This is a genomic window from Stenotrophomonas maltophilia group sp. Smal17, from assembly GCF_030237045.1.
Classification (GTDB): domain Bacteria; phylum Pseudomonadota; class Gammaproteobacteria; order Xanthomonadales; family Xanthomonadaceae; genus Stenotrophomonas; species Stenotrophomonas forensis.
Genome location: NZ_JASJSU010000070.1, coordinates 1 through 15,523 on the forward strand (window position 1 = coordinate 1; position 15,523 = coordinate 15,523).

General features: G+C 67.6%; 16 protein-coding genes. 7 read left to right on the forward strand and 9 right to left on the reverse strand.

What is annotated here, in order from left to right:
- Positions 1–65: 65 nt before the first annotated feature.
- Together sufB and QRO93_RS15980 are read right to left on the reverse strand one after the other, a co-directional pair.
- Positions 66–1,541 (reverse strand): Fe-S cluster assembly protein SufB, encoded by a 1,476-nt coding sequence (gene sufB, locus QRO93_RS15975; protein ID WP_043396952.1) that lies wholly within the window; start codon positions 1,539–1,541, stop codon positions 66–68.
- An 18-nt stretch (positions 1,542–1,559) separates the two neighbouring features.
- Positions 1,560–2,015 (reverse strand): SUF system Fe-S cluster assembly regulator, encoded by a 456-nt coding sequence (locus tag QRO93_RS15980; RefSeq protein ID WP_008264567.1) that lies wholly within the window; start codon positions 2,013–2,015, stop codon positions 1,560–1,562.
- A 210-nt stretch (positions 2,016–2,225) separates the two neighbouring features.
- Here QRO93_RS15980 and QRO93_RS15985 point away from each other — a divergent pair, with 210 nt between their 5' ends.
- Both QRO93_RS15985 and QRO93_RS15990 read left to right on the forward strand, forming a co-directional pair.
- Positions 2,226–2,693 carry an SET domain-containing protein gene (locus QRO93_RS15985; protein ID WP_012479369.1) on the forward strand — a complete coding sequence of 156 codons (468 nt, stop codon included), beginning with the start codon at positions 2,226–2,228 and terminating at the stop codon, positions 2,691–2,693.
- Positions 2,694–2,868: 175 nt separating this feature from the next.
- Positions 2,869–3,411 (forward strand): type 1 glutamine amidotransferase domain-containing protein, encoded by a 543-nt coding sequence (locus QRO93_RS15990; protein ID WP_180880513.1) that lies wholly within the window; start codon positions 2,869–2,871, stop codon positions 3,409–3,411.
- A 13-nt stretch (positions 3,412–3,424) separates the two neighbouring features.
- Here the strand turns inward: QRO93_RS15990 and QRO93_RS15995 are convergent, their stop codons facing one another.
- From QRO93_RS15995 to QRO93_RS16010, 4 genes are all read right to left on the reverse strand, one after another.
- The gene (locus QRO93_RS15995) at positions 3,425–4,021 is read right to left on the reverse strand and encodes a DUF1439 domain-containing protein (protein WP_008264782.1); all 597 of its coding nucleotides are present in this window, start codon (positions 4,019–4,021) and stop codon (positions 3,425–3,427) included.
- An 82-nt stretch (positions 4,022–4,103) separates the two neighbouring features.
- Complete coding sequence (locus QRO93_RS16000) at positions 4,104–4,652, reverse strand: hypothetical protein (protein ID WP_180880515.1); 549 nt, start codon at positions 4,650–4,652, stop codon at positions 4,104–4,106.
- A 56-nt stretch (positions 4,653–4,708) separates the two neighbouring features.
- Positions 4,709–5,017 (reverse strand): DUF3861 family protein, encoded by a 309-nt coding sequence (locus QRO93_RS16005; RefSeq protein ID WP_053449044.1) that lies wholly within the window; start codon positions 5,015–5,017, stop codon positions 4,709–4,711.
- 253 nt (positions 5,018–5,270) lie between these two features.
- On the reverse strand, positions 5,271–5,669 hold the full coding sequence (locus QRO93_RS16010; protein ID WP_008264591.1) for an HU family DNA-binding protein: 399 nt from the start codon (positions 5,667–5,669) through the stop codon (positions 5,271–5,273).
- 371 nt (positions 5,670–6,040) lie between these two features.
- Here QRO93_RS16010 and QRO93_RS16015 point away from each other — a divergent pair, with 371 nt between their 5' ends.
- The gene (locus QRO93_RS16015; protein WP_006423346.1) at positions 6,041–6,472 is read left to right on the forward strand and encodes an OsmC family protein; all 432 of its coding nucleotides are present in this window, start codon (positions 6,041–6,043) and stop codon (positions 6,470–6,472) included.
- A gap of 94 nt (positions 6,473–6,566) precedes the next feature.
- Here QRO93_RS16015 and QRO93_RS16020 read toward each other — a convergent pair whose 3' ends face one another.
- Both QRO93_RS16020 and QRO93_RS16025 read right to left on the reverse strand, forming a co-directional pair.
- Positions 6,567–7,445 carry a PhzF family phenazine biosynthesis protein gene (locus QRO93_RS16020; protein ID WP_164085626.1) on the reverse strand — a complete coding sequence of 293 codons (879 nt, stop codon included), beginning with the start codon at positions 7,443–7,445 and terminating at the stop codon, positions 6,567–6,569.
- Positions 7,446–7,565: 120 nt separating this feature from the next.
- Positions 7,566–8,441 (reverse strand): PhzF family phenazine biosynthesis protein, encoded by an 876-nt coding sequence (locus QRO93_RS16025; RefSeq protein ID WP_180880517.1) that lies wholly within the window; start codon positions 8,439–8,441, stop codon positions 7,566–7,568.
- Positions 8,442–8,516: 75 nt separating this feature from the next.
- On the opposite strand from QRO93_RS16025, the gene QRO93_RS16030 reads away from it, so the two are divergent.
- The 3 genes from QRO93_RS16030 (at position 8,517) to murD (ending at position 13,930) form a co-directional block, all read left to right on the forward strand.
- Positions 8,517–11,111 (forward strand): bifunctional aspartate kinase/diaminopimelate decarboxylase, encoded by a 2,595-nt coding sequence (locus QRO93_RS16030; protein WP_008265224.1) that lies wholly within the window; start codon positions 8,517–8,519, stop codon positions 11,109–11,111.
- A gap of 76 nt (positions 11,112–11,187) precedes the next feature.
- Positions 11,188–12,540 (forward strand): UDP-N-acetyl-alpha-D-muramoyl-L-alanyl-L-glutamate epimerase, encoded by a 1,353-nt coding sequence (murL, locus tag QRO93_RS16035; RefSeq protein ID WP_180880518.1) that lies wholly within the window; start codon positions 11,188–11,190, stop codon positions 12,538–12,540.
- On the forward strand, positions 12,521–13,930 hold the full coding sequence (gene murD / locus QRO93_RS16040; RefSeq protein ID WP_180880519.1) for a UDP-N-acetylmuramoyl-L-alanine--D-glutamate ligase: 1,410 nt from the start codon (positions 12,521–12,523) through the stop codon (positions 13,928–13,930). The genes murL and murD overlap by 20 nt, the downstream gene beginning before the upstream one ends.
- A 60-nt stretch (positions 13,931–13,990) precedes the next feature.
- Here the strand turns inward: murD and QRO93_RS16045 are convergent, their stop codons facing one another.
- Positions 13,991–14,584, reverse strand: coding sequence for an SMI1/KNR4 family protein (locus tag QRO93_RS16045; RefSeq protein WP_180880520.1), 594 nt, complete (start codon positions 14,582–14,584; stop codon positions 13,991–13,993).
- 131 nt (positions 14,585–14,715) lie between these two features.
- On the opposite strand from QRO93_RS16045, the gene QRO93_RS16050 reads away from it, so the two are divergent.
- A complete protein-coding gene (locus tag QRO93_RS16050; protein WP_180880521.1) occupies positions 14,716–15,501 on the forward strand; it encodes a dienelactone hydrolase family protein in 786 nt (261 codons plus the stop codon).
- Positions 15,502–15,523: the final 22 nt, after the last annotated feature.

Genomic DNA, 15,523 nt, shown 5'->3' on the forward strand with positions numbered 1-15,523 from the left:
GGTCCGTGGGGCGGGCCGTGGCCCGCCGGTAAAGAGAATGCGTTTGCGAGGAGCGGGGCGGGCGGTCAGCCCACCGAGCCTTCCAGCGAGACTTCCAGCAGCTTCTTGGCTTCCACTGCGAATTCCATCGGCAGCTCGCGGAACACCTGCTTGCAGAAGCCGTCGACGATCATCGACACCGCGTCTTCCTGGCTGATGCCACGGGCGCGGCAGTAGAACAGCTGGTCGTCGGAGATCTTGGAGGTGGTGGCCTCGTGCTCGACGGTGGCGCCCGGGTTCTTCACCTCGATGTAGGGGAAGGTATGGGCGCCGCACTGCTTGCCGATCAGCAGCGAATCGCACTGAGTGTAGTTGCGCGCGCCATCGGCATTGCGGTCGACCCTGACCAGGCCACGGTAGGTGTTCTGGCCACGGCCGGCGCTGATGCCCTTGCTGACGATCTTGCTCTTGGTGCGCTTGCCGACGTGGATCATCTTGGTGCCGGTGTCGGCCTGCTGGCGGTGGTGGGTCAGGGCCACCGAGTGGAACTCGCCCACCGAGTCGTCGCCCAGCAGCACGCAGGACGGGTACTTCCAGGTGATCGCCGAGCCGGTCTCGACCTGGGTCCAGGTGACCTTGCTGCGCGCGCCACGGCATTCGGCACGCTTGGTGACGAAGTTGTAGATGCCGCCGACGCCGTTCTCGTCGCCCGGGTACCAGTTCTGCACCGTGGAGTACTTGATCTCGGCATCTTCCAGTGCCACCAGCTCGACCACCGCGGCGTGCAGCTGGTTCTCATCGCGCATCGGCGCGGTGCAGCCTTCCAGGTAGGACACGTAGGCCTTGTCCTCGCACACGATCAGGGTGCGCTCGAACTGGCCGGTGTGGCCGGCGTTGATGCGGAAGTAGGTGCTCAGTTCCATCGGGCAGCGCACGCCCTTGGGAATGAACACGAAGCTGCCATCGGAGAACACCGCCGAGTTGAGCGCGGCGAAGTAGTTGTCGCCCACCGGCACCACGGTGCCCAGGTACTGACGCACCAGTTCCGGGTGTTCCTTGATGGCCTCGGACATCGAGCAGAAGATGATGCCCTTCTCGGCCAGTTCCTTGCGGAAGGTGGTCCCGACGGACACCGAGTCGAACACCGCGTCCACCGCCACGCCGGCCAGCTTGGCGCGCTCGTGCAGCGGCACGCCCAGCTTGTCGTAGGTGTCGAGCAGTTCCTTCGGCACGTCATCCAGCGAGGCGTACTTCGGGCCCTTCGGCGCGGAGTAGTAGCTGAGCGCCTGCAGGTCGATCGGGGCGATCTCCAGCTTGGCCCAGTCCGGCATCGGCATGGTCAGGAAGTGGCGGTAGGCGTCCAGGCGCCACTGCGTCATCCACTCCGGCTCTTCCTTCTTGGCCGACAGGGCACGGATGGTGTCCTCGTCCAGGCCCGGCGGCAGGGAGTCCGACTCGATCTCGGTGATGAAGCCGGCCGAATACTTGCGGCCGAGCTGCTCGTGGATCTCGCGGTTGGGGGTGTCGTCGTGGGCGACGTTTTCGATGGTTTCGGTGGCCATGGGGGGGCTGCCTACGGATCAGGAGACGACGTCGACAGCGATGGTGCGGCGCTGTTCGTCATCGGCAAGGGGGAGAGGGGGCAGGATCTGCGCGAGGGTGACATCGCGCAGGGCCTCGGAGACCACGTCGTTGATCAGCCGCCAGCTGCTGCGCGCGCCGCACTTGGGCGCCATGCCGCACTGGTGGTGGTCGTGGCTGCATTCGGTCAGGGCCAGCGGCCCTTCCATTGCCTCGACCACTTCGAACAGCGAGATCTCGAGGGCCGGGCGGGTCAGGCGGTAGCCACCGCGGACACCGCGCAGGCCCTCGACCAGGCCGGCCTGGGCCAGCGGCTTGAGCACCTTGCTGACGGTGGGCGGCTCCAGACCGGTGAATTCGGCCAGCTCGGTGGCACTGAGCACCTCGCCCGGACGGGCGGCAAGCACGGTCAGCACGACGGTGGCGTAATCGGTGAGTTTGGTGACGCGCAACATGGGGATGCGAGTGGTTCTTAAAGCGGACTGAAATTGTACGCTTTTATTCGCCGCCATCCAAGCAGGGCATTCAGCCGGCGCTGGGGCCAGGCCGGGAGGGAGACACCGGGGCCGTTGCCAGGGCGCAATGCTGCGCCAATGGGGTGATTTTCGCAATCACCCGGAATGGGCGAGAATCCCCGTTCCATTCGCTGCAAACAGCCCGTGCCGATGCCGAAGAAGATCCAAGCCCGCAAGTCCGCCATCCATGGCAACGGCGTGTTCGCCGTGGCCCCGATCAAGCAGGGCGAGCGCGTGATCCAGTACAAGGGCCTGCTGCGCAGCCACGGCGACGTTGATGCCGATGACAGCGGCGACGTCGAAAGCGGCCATACCTTCCTGTTCACCCTCAACGATGACTGGGTGATCGATGCCAACTACAAGGGCAACGACGCACGCTGGATCAACCACAGCTGCGACCCGAACTGCGAGGCGGTGATCGAGGAAGACGAGGATGGCGACAGCCGTGGCGACAAGGTATTCATCGAGGCCCTTCGCGATATCAAGGCCGGCGAAGAGCTGACCTACAACTACGGGATCACCCTGGCCGAGCGCCACACCGCGAAGCTGAAGAAGATCTGGGAGTGCCGCTGCGGTTCGCCCAAGTGCACCGGCACCATGCTGCAGCCCAAGCGCTGACCGGGTCTGTAGAGTCGAGCCATGCTCGACTGCTTCTGCCGTTGCCCGCGGCCCGGTGGAGTCGAGCGTGGCTCGACTCTACAGGGGGCCTCTCCACCTGCCGTGCACGGTCGGGTCACCGCCGTTCAATGGCTCCTCACGCACGCTGTCCGCTCCTTTCGATGGAGCATCCGACATGGCTCAGCGTCTCAGCGGCAAGCAGATTGCCATCCTTGCCACGCACGGCTTCGAACAGTCCGAACTGACCGAACCCAAGCGCCTGCTGGAGGCGGAAGGCGCACGCGTCAGCGTGGTATCGCCTGCGAAGGAGGCGACCATCAAGGGCTGGAACGACAAGGACTGGGGTGGCGTGGTGGCGGTAGACCTGCCGCTGGACGAGGCCGATGCCGGCCGCTTTGATGCCGTGGTGCTGCCCGGTGGCGTCATCAATCCGGACACGCTGCGCACCGATGAGGCGGCGCTGGGTTTCATCCGCAGCGTCGCCGAGGCCGGCAAGCCCGTTGCCGCCATCTGCCATGGTCCGTGGCTGTTGATCAACAGCGGCCTGGCTGATGGACGCGAGCTGACGTCGTGGCCATCCCTGCAGCAGGACCTCGCCAATGCCGGCGCCAAGTGGCGCAACGCCGAGGTCGTGGTGGATGGCAATGTGATCACCAGCCGCAAGCCGGATGACATTCCGGCTTTCAGCGAGGCGGTAGTGAAAGCGCTGGTGGCGTGAGGTCGGCCCTGCCTTACTTGCCGAGGATGCCGGCCGGCACCAGGTTGCCCAGGTTCTGGTTGAAGGTGACCACCAGCTTGCCGTTCTTCACCTGTGCCGACTGCACCTGCAGCGCGCCCAGCACGCCGGCCATGGCCGGGTCCAGCTTATAGATGGGCTCGCGCTGGGCGTAGTCGCTCAGCCAGGCATTGAGCAGACCACGGGTGCGCGAGTCGAGACGGCCACCCTGGTTGGCCGGGGTGAAGTCATCCACGCTCGGCTGCTGCAGGTGGAAGCCCTGGGTCTGCGCGTCATAGCGCAGGCCGCTGCTGAGCTTCACCGTGCCCAGCTTGGCCGGGTTGCCGCCGGCGGTGGCCAGTGCCACGTCCATGCCCAGATTCAAGCGTTCGCCGGCCGGAAGGCTCAGCTGCGGGTGGCTCATGGTCAGGGCGATCAGGCCGCCCAGCGCGTCCTGGGTGCGCGGAAAGCTGCCGTCGAGGTACTGCTGCACGTCGCTGGCACCCACCGACAGTTCGCGGCCGGAAATGGAGGGGGCGGCCTGCGCACCGATCGCGGCAGCGATCAGCACGGTGGAGGCGGCGAGGCGGGTCATCAGGGAACGCAGGCGCATGGCAGTGACCGGTGGCTCTGGAATGGATGGGAGAAAGAGTAGCCGCGCCGGCTGAATCGTGCGTGCATGCGGCTGCAACGGTTCAGTCCAGCGTTGGCTGCAGGTGCGCCGACTGGATCTGCCAGGCGCGACCGTCGCTGCTGGGCTGCACGCGGTACCAGCCGCTGAAATGGAAGGTGCCGTTGGCGGTGACCGCACGCACCCGCACCGGCACCTCCAGCAGCTGAGCGGGCTGTGCCGGGCTGCGGGCAATCGGCGTGCTGCTGCGCAGGTGAAGCGTGCGCACCTCCTGCAGCTGGCGCAGCGCGGCGTCGTCGGCATGCCGGGCATCGCCGGGTGGGAAGGTCCATGCCGCATCACTGGCGCGGCGATCGCGATTGAGCAGTGCGCGCACGTAGCGGTTGAGCATCACCGAGGGCGGCTCGGCATCGGGGGCCACCGCAGCGAACAGCGGGTCGACCGAAGGCGATTGCGCAGCCGGTGGGTCGCCGCCGGGCACTGCCGTTGGCGACACGTTCGACGGCTGATCGGTGCTGGCCGGTATCACGGCAGGTGTCGCATCCGGTGTGGCTGCCGGCCGCGAACAGCCCAGCAGCGCCAGGGGCGCAATCAACAACAGGATACAGCGCATGCCTGCCTCCTCCCCGAGGCGACCGTGAGAGCGCCAGTGTATCGAGTGCGCGGCGGTCAGCGTGAGGAAGGCAGCTGGTCCAGCGCGTCCAGTGCCGGCAGCACCTGTGCGGCGATGGCTGCCAGCGCGTGGCCGTCGGTCGCGGCGTGACGCTGCACGATGTCGCGCAGCAGCTGGCTGGCGATCACCAGGGTGGCGCGCTCGTCGCCGCTGATGCCGGCCGTACGCGGTGCCGCTTCCAGCAGGCGCATCAGGTCGCGGCTGGCGCGGTGTTCCAGTTCGATGGTGCAGCGCCCGGTGCACTGCAACCCGTCCTTTTCGATGGGGGTCACCGAGATCCGGTAGCGGGTGGAGGGGCTGGCCATGAGGGGTGCTCGCCGTAGCTGTGGAGGATGGGCCCACGATAGGCAAGCCCGCGGCCGACGGCGACGGCCGGCGCTGCACGCAGTGTTCCACCCGGTACGTTCCGGGCCTGGACCCGACCGCGCCCGGTCAATGGTGGCGGGCCTGGACGCGTATTTCCCGGGATCCGGCAACGCTGTGTTGCGGGCGCGGGCGCGGGCAAAAAAAACGGGACGGCCAGAGCCGTCCCGTCGGAGTCCGCGTCGGGGCGCGCGCTTACAGCGCGGCGTCCTTCAGCTTCTTCAGCGGACGCACCTTCAGCTTGGTGGTGGCCGGCTTGGCAGCGAACCACTGCTCTTCCTTGGTGAACGGGTTGATGCCCTTGCGCTTCGGCTTGGCCGCCACGTTGACGGTGGTGATCTTCAGCAGGCCCGGCAGGGTGAAGGAGCCTGCGCCCTTCTTGTGCACCGAGGAGGCGACGGCGCTTTCCAGCGAGGCCAGCACAGCGCGGACGTCCTTGGCGACGACGCCGGAGGCTTCAGCGATGTGTGCAACCAGGCCGGACTTGGTCAGCACTTCCTTGATCGGCTTCGGAGCGGCCGGCTTGGCGGCTGCCTTCGTAGCGACTTTCTTCACTGCCTTCTTCGGGGCAGCCTTCTTAGCGGTCTTTGCCATGGTTTCCTGTTCCGTGAACGGTTGGTTGTTTGGTCGGCGCCGAACCCCGTCGGCAAGCGCAATGTAGGGCAACTCTCGGGCGCCGCCAATAGCCCGAAGCGCGGAAAGTGCATGTTTTTTCATATCCAGGCCGATTCAGTACATGGCCGGTGGCGGGGAATGGGGCCGTCCTGGCGTGCCGGGTGGGCGCTTCCCGATCACCGGGGGGGTGTGCGAAACCACTGAAAACAAGGGGAAAATGCAGGTCGGGCTGGTGAGGAAGTGTCCAGTTGCCCGGTTTCCGGCGGACGATTGGCATGCGGCGGAGCGACGCAGGGATAACGCGGTCCATGCGAAGGTGGCCGTTCATCACCGCCACGCAGGAGCAGCATATGGGAATCTCGCGACACGCCACCGCGCACTGGGAAGGCGATCTGAAGTCGGGCAAGGGACTGTTGAGCACGCCGCAGAGTGGGCTGCTGGACAAGACCCGCTACGGCTTCAACAGCCGTTTTGGCGACGAGAAAGGGACCAATCCGGAAGAACTGATCGCCGCCGCGCATGCCGGCTGTTTCACCATGGCGCTGTCGGCCAAGCTGGGCGAAGCGGGCTTCACCCCGACCTCGCTGGACACCGAAGCCAAGGTCGATCTGTCGCTGGAAGGCGGCCCGCAGCTGTCGCAGATCCGGCTGAAGGTGAAGGCAGTGGTGCCGGGCATCGACGCCGCACAGTTCCGTGCCATCGCCGATGACGCCAAGCAGAACTGCCCGGTGTCCAAGGCGCTGAGCGCAGTGCCGATCAGTCTGGAAGCCGAGCTGGGCTGAGAATTCGCGGGCCGGGAGGGTTGCGGTAGTGCCGGCCGCTGGCCGGCAACCGCATGATGTCAAGGTCCAGGTAACAGCCGGCCAGCGGCCGGCTCTACCAATCAATGGTGCCGGCAATCACCGTCTGCACCTGGCCCCCCGACCAGACCTCGCCGTCTTCATCGACCCGCAGGGTCAGGCGCGCATCGTGGCCGACTTCGCGGCCCTGGCTGACTTCGAACGGTGCGCGGCCATGCGGAAGTGCATCGCGCAGGTCCAGCCATGCCGCCAGCACCGCGTTGGCGGCACCCGAGGCCGCGTCCTCGAAGCGACGGCCGTTGCCGACGAAGGCGCGCACGGCCAGATCGAATCCCTCGTTGCCATCGCTGAACGCATAAGCGAACACGCCCATGCTGTCGGTGGATTCGGCCAGCGCGGCCACCGCATCCCACTCCGGATGCAGGGCGCGCAACGCGGCTTCATCGGCCACCTGCACCACCCACCAGCTGCGCCCGCCCTGCATGCGGGCCGGCGGCAGCGTGCCCAGCGGCCAGCCCTTCAGCGCGGCCTGCAGGCGGGGATCGCTGGCCACGGTGGTCTCGGCCAGCTGTGCCCGCGGGGTACGGATGGCGATGCGCTGCTGCGCGCCTTCGCCGCTGACGCGCAGGGGCAGGGCGCCCGCGATGCCGTCCTGCACCAGCACGCCGTCGACCGGCGCTGCCAGGCCTGCCTGCAGCACCGCATGCGCGGTACCGACGCTGGGATGGCCGGCGAACGGCACTTCCTTCTGCGGGCTGAACATGCGCAGCCGGTAGCTGGTGTCTGCCGCCTGCGCCGGAAACACGAAGGTGGTCTCGGGCAGGCGCGTCCAGCGCGCGATGGCCTGCATGCTGGCATCGTCGAGGCCTTCGGCATCGAGCACCACGGCCAGCGGATTGCCGGCGCCGGCGCGCGGGGAGAACACATCCAGCTGCAGGAAACGTCGTGCGGACATCAGGCAGGAACTCCAGTAAACAGGCGGCATAGGGTAGCGCGGCGCACGAAAAAGGGGACGGAGGGAATCAAGTCGCTTGTGGCACAAACGACTTGATTCCCTCCGTCCCCTCTTTCGGCGTTACCAGCTGATCTGGCCGTCGATCACCGGCTGCACCTGGCCGCCGATCCACACCGTGCCGTCGGCATCCACGCGCACGTGGACGCGGCCGTCGCGGCCGACTTCGCGGCCCTGGCTGGCGACATAGGCGCCGCTGCCGCCGGGCAGCACGACGCGCTCGCGCAACCAGGCACCGATCAGCGCATTGGCGCTGCCGGTGACCGGGTCCTCGGGCACGTTCACCGCATCGCCAGGGCAGAACGCGCGCACGACGCGGGCATGGTCCGTGGCGGCTTCGTCGGCGAATACCGCGACGCCTGTTGCGCCGGTGGCATTGGTCCAGTCGCGCAGGGCGGCCATGTCCGGGGCCAGTCCGCGCACGGCGGCGGCGTCACGCAGCGGCAGCAGCCACCAGCGCGGGCCGTTGTCCCACAGTTCGGGCGCATGCCCGGCGGCGGCCAGCGCCAACAGCGGCCCGGGCACCTGACCCGGGTCGGTCGGCAGGCGCTGTGCCGGTGGGCTGGCCAGTTCGATGGTTGGAGAAGCGGCGGCACCACTCACCCGCACCGGCAGCAGGCCGGCAGCGCATTGCTGGACCAGCGCGCCGCCGTCGCGCGGCGTTGCCAGGCCGCAGGTGACTGCAGCCCAGGCCGCGCCCACGCTGGGGTGGCCGGCAAATGGCAGTTCGCTGTTCGGGGTGAAGATGCGGATGTGGTAGTCGGCGCCCGGGGCGCTGGGCGGCAGGAAGAACACCGTCTCGGACAGGTTCAGCCAGGCGGCAAGGGCCTGCATGCGGGCGCTGGAGAGCCCATCGGCGCCCAGCACCACGCCCAGCGGATTGCCGCTGCCGGGGTGGGGGGCGAAGACATCGAGCTGCAGGTAGCGGAAGGCGGCCATCGGCGGGTCCATTGGGCTTAGAATCGAAGGTTCCGCCCCCTCGGGCGGCTCCCCCACATTACACATAGCCTATCCATGTCAGCTTCCCCCCTTGTCGATCGTTGGATCGTACTGAAGTTCGGCGGCACCTCGGTGTCGCGTCGCCACCGCTGGGACACGATCGGGAAGCTGGCGAAAAAACGTGCGGAAGAAACCGGTTCGCGCGTGCTGGTGGTGGTCTCGGCGCTGTCTGGGGTCACCAACGAACTGACCGCGATCGCCGACGGTGCGCCGGACAGCCGCGACCGCGTGGCGGCACTGGTCGAGCGCCACGAGGGCTTCCTGGTCGAGCTGGGCCTGGGCCGCGAGGTGCTGGCCGAGCGCCTGGCCGCGCTGCAGGGCCTGCTGGATGATCCGCGTGCGGCCACCCGCCCGCTGGACTGGCAGGCCGACGTGCTGGGCCAGGGCGAGCTGCTGTCCTCCACGCTGGGCGCGGCCTATCTGCACGCCTCGGGCCTGGACATGGGCTGGATGGATGCCCGCCAGTGGCTGGACGCGATGCCGCCGCAGCCGAACCAGAGCGACTGGTCGCAGCGGCTGTCGGTGAACTGCCAGTGGCGCGCGGACGCAGACTGGATGCAGCGCTTCCGCGCGCAGCCGACCCGCCTGCTGATCACCCAGGGCTTCATCTCGCGGCATGCCGACGGCGGTACCGCCATTCTCGGTCGCGGTGGCTCGGACACCTCGGCGGCGTACTTCGGCGCGTTGCTCGGCGCCAGCCGCGTGGAAATCTGGACCGACGTGCCGGGCATGTTCAGCGCCAACCCCAAGGATGTGCCGGACGCGCGCCTGCTGACCCGCCTGGACTATTACGAAGCACAGGAAATCGCCACCACCGGCGCCAAGGTGCTGCACCCGCGCTCGATCAAGCCGTGCCGTGACGCCGGCGTGCCGATGGCCATCCTCGATACCGAGCGCCCGCAGCTGCCGGGTACCAGCATCGATGGCAGTGCGGCTCCGGTGCCGGGCGTGAAGGCGATCAGCCGCCGCAACGGCATCGTGCTGGTGTCGATGGAAGGCATCGGCATGTGGCAGCAGGTCGGCTTCCTGGCCGATGTGTTCAACCTGTTCAAGAAGCATGGCCTGTCGGTGGACCTGATCGGTTCGGCCGAGACCAACGTCACCGTGTCGCTGGACCCGTCCGAGAACCTGGTCAACACTGATGTGCTGGCCGCGCTGTCTGCCGACCTGTCGCAGATCTGCAAGGTGAAGGTGATCGTGCCGTGCGCGGCGATCACGCTGGTTGGTCGCGGCATGCGCTCGCTGCTGCACAAGCTGTCGGACGTGTGGGCCACCTTCGGCCGCGAGCGCGTGCACATGATCTCGCAGTCGTCCAATGACCTGAACCTGACCTTCGTCATCGACGAAGCCGATGCCGATGGCCTGCTGCCCATCCTGCATGCCGAGCTGATCGACAGCGGCGCGATGCCGGTGGAAGAGACCGAAGTGTTCGGCCCGCGCTGGCGCGAGATCGCCGGCACCGTGCGCCCGCGTGGCACGCCGTGGTGGCGCGGCCAGCGTGCGCACCTGCTGCAGCTGGCCGATGCCGGTACGCCGCGCTACGTCTACCACCTGCCGACGGTGCGCGCTCGCGCCCGCGCGTTGGCCGCGATCAAGCCGATCGACCAGCGCTACTACGCGATCAAGGCCAACAGCCACCCGGCCATCCTGCAGCTGCTGGAGGCGGAAGGCTTCGGCCTGGAATGTGTCTCGCACGGCGAGTTGAAGCATGTGTTCCAGCACCTGCCGGAGCTGTCGCCCAAGCGCGTGCTGTTCACCCCCAGCTTCTGCCCGCGCAGCGAGTACGAAGCGGCGTTTGCGCTGGGCGTGACCGTCACCGTCGACAACGTTGAAGCACTGCAGCGCTGGCCGGACCTGTTCCGCAACCGCGAGCTGTGGCTGCGCGTCGATCTCGGCCGTGGCGAAGGCCACCATGCCAAGGTCCGCACCGGCGGCAAGGACTCCAAGTTCGGCCTGCCGATCGCCCGCGTCGACGAGTTCGTGCGTGCGGCCACCGAGCTGGGCAGCCGCGTGGTTGGCCTGCATGCGCACTTGGGCAGCGGCGTGGAGACCGCGCAGCACTGGCGCCTGATGTGCGACGAGCTGGCCGGTTTCGCCCGTCGCATCGGCAGCGTGCAGACCATCGACATCGGCGGTGGCCTGCCGATTCCCTACAGTGATGAAGACGAACCGTTCGACCTGGACGCCTGGGCCGAGGGCCTGGCCGAGGTCAAGGCGCTGCACCCGGCGTTCCGCCTGGCGATCGAGCCGGGCCGCTACCTGGTGGCCGAATCCGGTGTGCTGCTGACCCATGCCACCCAGGTGGTGGAGAAGGACGGCGTGCGCCGCGTCGGCCTGGACGCCGGCATGAACACCCTGATGCGCCCGGCGCTGTACGACGCCTGGCATGACATCGAGAATCTCAGCCGCCAGGGCGGTTATGCCGAAGCCGCGTTCGATGTGGTCGGCCCGATCTGCGAATCCAGCGATGTGTTCGGCAAGCGCCGCAAGCTGCCGGTATCGACCGCACCGGACGATGTGATGCTGATCGCCGATGCCGGTGCCTACGGCTATGTGATGTCCAACACCTACAACCAGCGGGCGATGCCGCGCGAAGACGTGATCGAATGATCGCCACCCGCGCATTGCACCCGCCCACCGACACGCTCCGCGCCATCGCGCGGGCCCGTGCCTGACCGGATACATCATGACTGCTTTTGACAAACACCAGGTTTCCCGCTTCCGCTTCGTCCGCTGCGAATTCGCTGCGGATACCGGCGTGGCCAGGCTGGTCTACGCCTTCGATGACAGCCCGGAGATGGTGGAAACCATCACCGTGCCCGGCGCGCCGTTCGTGCTGGACGAGGCGCGTGCCGCTGCCGTGCAGCGCGCGCTGCAGCTGCTGCACCTGATTGCCGGTGTCAGCTACTACAAGGCGGGCGTGCCGGAGACGGTCAGCATCGACAGCTACGCCATCGATGCCGACACCGCGGCGCTGGTGGAGACGGTCTACCTCAACGGCCTGGGTGAATTCGCCTACCGCAACGGCCTGAACCTGCGCGGTCGCTTCCGCCTGCCGGTACAGGGCGAAGCGGTGCAGGCGCCGGCACTGGGCCTGCAGCCGCACGCGCTGGTGGCCATCGGTGGCGGCAAGGATTCGCTGGTCAGCATCGAAGCGCTGCGCCGTGCCGGCGTGGACGAGACGGTGACCTGGATTGGCGGCTCGCAGCTGATCCGCGCCTGTGCCGAGCGTACCGGCCTGCCGACGTTGAACCTGGGCCGCGCGCTGGCGCCGGAACTGTTCGAACTCAACCGCCAGGGCGCCTGGAACGGTCATATCCCGGTCACGGCGGTGAACTCGGCGATCATGGTGCTGGCCGCGCTGCTGCAGGGCGTGGACCAGGTGGTGTTTTCCAACGAACGCTCGGCCAGCTATGGCAGCCAGATTCCGGGCACCGGTGAAGTGAACCACCAGTGGTCCAAGGGCTGGGCATTCGAGCAGGCGTTCGGCAGCCATGTGCAGGCGCACGTTGCCGCGGACCTGCACTACTACTCGCTGCTGCGGCCGATGTCGGAGCTGGCGGTGGCCCGCCAGTTCGCCAAGACCGATTTCTACGACGCGCACTTCTCCAGCTGCAACCGCAACTTCCATATCCTCGGCGAGCGCCCGGTGAACCGCTGGTGCGGCGTCTGCCCGAAGTGCCACTTCGTGTTCCTGGCGCTGGCCCCGTTCATGCCGAAGACGCGCCTGGTGCGCATCTTCGGCCGCAACCTGCTGGATGATGCCGAGCAGGCCGGTGGCTTCGACGCGCTGCTGGAATTCCAGGACCACAAGCCGTTCGAGTGCGTGGGCGAAGGCCGCGAATCGCGTGCGGCGATGGCGACGCTGGCGCAGCGCCCGGAATGGAAGGAAGACGTGCTGGTGAAGCGCTTCTGCAACGAGATCCAGCCGCAGCTGGACGCCGCCGAACTGGAACTGGCGCCGCTGCTGCAGCTGCAGGGCGAGCATCGTGTCCCGGCCGCGCTGTGGGAACGGGTGCGTGAAGATTTCGAAGCTTGAGGGAAAGCGCGTTGCGCTGTGGGGCTGGGGTCGTGAGGGCCGTGCGGCGTTCGCCGTGCTGCGTGAGCGGTTGCCGTCGCTGCCGCTGAGCCTGTTCTGTCCGGCTGCTGAAGCCGAGGCCGCGCGTGCGGAAACGCAGGGCGCGCTGGAGGTGCGTGGTGAGCCGTCGGCTGAAGCGCTGGCAGCGTTCGATGTGGTGATCAAGTCGCCCGGCATCAGCCCTTACCAGCCGATCGCGCTGGCAGCGGCGGAGCAGGGCACGTCTTTCATCGGCGGCACCGCGCTGTGGTTTGCCGAACACGCGGCCGACGACGGCATCGTGCACGACACCGTGTGCGTGACCGGCACCAAGGGCAAGAGCACCACCACCGCGCTGGTCGCGCACCTGCTGCGCGCGGCGGGGCATCGCACCGGCCTGGTCGGCAACATCGGCCTGCCGCTGCTGGAAGTGCTGGACCCGCAGCCGGCGCCCGAGTACTGGGCCGTCGAGCTGTCCAGCTACCAGACCGGCGAAGTGGCGCGCAGTGGCGCCCATCCGCAGGTGGCGGTGGTGCTGAATCTGTTCCCGGAACACCTGGACTGGCACGGCAGCGAGCAGCGTTACATCGAAGACAAGCTGCGGCTGGTCACCGAAGCCGCGCCGCGCATCGCCGTGCTCAATGCCGCCGATCCGCACCTGGCCGCGCTGTCGCTGCCCGACAGCGAGGTGGTCTGGTTCAACCAGGCGCAGGGCTGGCACATGCGTGGCGAAATCGTGCACCGGGGCGAGCAGCCTGTGTTCGATACCCGCAACACGCCACTGCCGGGCCGGCACAACCGCGGCAACCTGTGCGCGGTGCTGGCCGCGCTGGAAGCCCTGGGACTGGACGCGGTGGCGCTGGCGCCGGCGGTGCAGGATTTCCGTCCGTTGCCGAACCGCCTGCAGCGCATCGGCGTGGCCGATGGCCTGACCTACGTCAACGATTCGATCAGCACCACGCCGCACGCCAGCCTGGCGGCGTTGGAATGTTTCGCCGGCCAGCGCATCGCGCTGCTGGTGGGCGGGCACGACCGTGGCCTGGACTGGACCGATTTCATGCAGCACATGGCGCATGACGTGCCGCCGGTGGAAATCGTGACCATGGGCAGCAATGGCCCGCGCATCCACGCGATGCTGCAACCGCTGGCCGATACCGGTCGCTTCGGCCTGCACGCGGCCGCTGATCTGCCGGAGGCGATGGCGCTGGCACGCACGGCGCTGGGCGAGCAGGGCGGCGTGGTGCTGCTGTCGCCGGGCGCACCGAGCTTTGGTGCCTACCGTGATTACGTGGCGCGTGGCCGCCATTTCGCCGAACTGGCCGGCTTCGACCCGGACAGCATCAGCGCGATTCCGGGCCTGGGCATCGCTTGAAGGTAGTGCCGGCCGCTGGCCGGCAACCCACTGGGAAATTCATCCACGCATGGCGTGGATCTACTGTTCGTCTTCGATGAACGCGTAGTCGCCGTCGATCAGCTGCTGCAGGTACGCATCGAAGCTGGACGCGATCACCGCGTAGCTGTCCGGGTCGTGCAGGTAGCGCACGACCTGGCCCACGCGGCCACCCGGCGCGGGATCGAAATCCAGGTACAGCATCGAGGTGCCGCCGTTGTTCATGCAGTGCGAGAAGCACAGGCGGCGACTCATCGGCAGGTCGGCATCGATGCCATCGCCGAGGATTTCCGGCTCGTCATCCAGCCATTCCTCGTAGATCGAACGGATGCTGTCGTCCCACTGCTGCTGGTCTTCGAAGATCTGTGCGACTGAGCGCAGGTAGTACGGATAGCCGCCGTCTTCCACGTCCGAGCCGAGCATCAGTACACAGACCTCGCCACCGGGGTAGTCGCGGAAGTGGGTGCCATCCACGCGCGACAGCAGTACCACCAGGCTGTCCGGCACCTGTGGCCATTGCGCGCGCAGGCGCTGCAGGTCGTCGGCGCTGGCGCCCCGGACATGGGCCCACTGGGGGGCGTCATCGGCAGCCAGGCGTGGGATCAGTCCGGACAGAAAGCGATCAGCAAGGTTCATGCGGAAAAAAGGGACGGAGGGGATTAAGTCGTATCCAACCACACCTGCGTCACGTCGCCAATGCAGAATGCGACGTGGGAGGGGTGAATACGGCTTAATCCCCTCCGTCCCCTTTTTTGCGGAGCAGGCGCATGAATCGTTGGCGATGCGGTGTGGCGGTGATGCTGGGGCTGGCGGCGATGCCGGCGTGGGCGGCGATGAAGACGCAGCCGGTGGAATGGAAGCACCAGGGTACGACCTTCAGTGGTGTGCTGGTCTATGACGATGGCGAGCACGACAAGCGCCCGGGCCTGGTGATGGTGCCGAACTGGAAAGGCGTGAACGAATCGGCGGTCGAGAAGGCCAAACAGCTGGCCGGCGATGACTATGTGGTGCTGGTGGCCGATGTCTACGGCAAGGGCGTGCGGCCGAAGACCGATGCCGAGGCCGGCCCGGTGGCGACCAAGCTGCGCAACGACCGGCCCCTGCTGCGCGCACGCGCGTTGGAGGCAGTGAACGTGCTCAAGGCACAGGCCGGCAAGGTGCCGCTGGATGCCAGCCGGATCGGTGCGGTGGGCTTCTGCTTCGGGGGCACCACGGTGCTGGAGCTGGCCCGTGCCGGTGCGCCGCTGGCCGGCGTGGTCAGCCTGCACGGCGGATTGGGTTCGCCACTGCCGGCACAGGCCGGTGGCAGCCACCCGTCGGTGCTGGTGCTCAACGGCGCCGACGACACCAGCGTGACCGCCGAGGACATCGCCGGTTTCCAGAAGGAAATGAACGCCGCCAAGGTCGACTGGGAATTCACCAGCTACAGCGGCGCGGTGCACTGCTTCGCCGAGCGCGATGCCAACAGCCCGCCGGGCTGCCAATACAACGAACGGGCGGCAAAGCGGGCGTGGAAGGCGCTGGATGAGTTCTTCGAGGAACGTTTCCTGTAAAGAAAGGCGTGGCGACCAACGG

Excerpts from the sequence above, each read along its gene's own strand:
- QRO93_RS16030 (WP_008265224.1), top strand. The coding sequence starts at position 8,517 with ATGTCAGCTTCCCCCCTTGTCGATCGTTGGATCGTACTGAAGTTCGGC.
- murL (WP_180880518.1), top strand. The coding sequence starts at position 11,188 with ATGACTGCTTTTGACAAACACCAGGTTTCCCGCTTCCGCTTCGTCCGC.
- QRO93_RS16025 (WP_180880517.1), bottom strand. The coding sequence starts at position 8,441 with ATGGCCGCCTTCCGCTACCTGCAGCTCGATGTCTTCGCCCCCCACCCC.
- QRO93_RS16005 (WP_053449044.1), bottom strand. The coding sequence starts at position 5,017 with ATGGCCAGCCCCTCCACCCGCTACCGGATCTCGGTGACCCCCATCGAA.
- QRO93_RS16000 (WP_180880515.1), bottom strand. The coding sequence starts at position 4,652 with ATGCGCTGTATCCTGTTGTTGATTGCGCCCCTGGCGCTGCTGGGCTGT.
- sufB (WP_043396952.1), bottom strand. The coding sequence starts at position 1,541 with ATGGCCACCGAAACCATCGAAAACGTCGCCCACGACGACACCCCCAAC.
- QRO93_RS16015 (WP_006423346.1), top strand. The coding sequence starts at position 6,041 with ATGGGAATCTCGCGACACGCCACCGCGCACTGGGAAGGCGATCTGAAG.
- QRO93_RS16010 (WP_008264591.1), bottom strand. The coding sequence starts at position 5,669 with ATGGCAAAGACCGCTAAGAAGGCTGCCCCGAAGAAGGCAGTGAAGAAA.
- QRO93_RS15985 (WP_012479369.1), top strand. The coding sequence starts at position 2,226 with ATGCCGAAGAAGATCCAAGCCCGCAAGTCCGCCATCCATGGCAACGGC.
- QRO93_RS15980 (WP_008264567.1), bottom strand. The coding sequence starts at position 2,015 with ATGTTGCGCGTCACCAAACTCACCGATTACGCCACCGTCGTGCTGACC.
- QRO93_RS15990 (WP_180880513.1), top strand. The coding sequence starts at position 2,869 with ATGGCTCAGCGTCTCAGCGGCAAGCAGATTGCCATCCTTGCCACGCAC.
- QRO93_RS16045 (WP_180880520.1), bottom strand. The coding sequence starts at position 14,584 with ATGAACCTTGCTGATCGCTTTCTGTCCGGACTGATCCCACGCCTGGCT.
- QRO93_RS15995 (WP_008264782.1), bottom strand. The coding sequence starts at position 4,021 with ATGCGCCTGCGTTCCCTGATGACCCGCCTCGCCGCCTCCACCGTGCTG.
- QRO93_RS16050 (WP_180880521.1), top strand. The coding sequence starts at position 14,716 with ATGAATCGTTGGCGATGCGGTGTGGCGGTGATGCTGGGGCTGGCGGCG.
- QRO93_RS16020 (WP_164085626.1), bottom strand. The coding sequence starts at position 7,445 with ATGTCCGCACGACGTTTCCTGCAGCTGGATGTGTTCTCCCCGCGCGCC.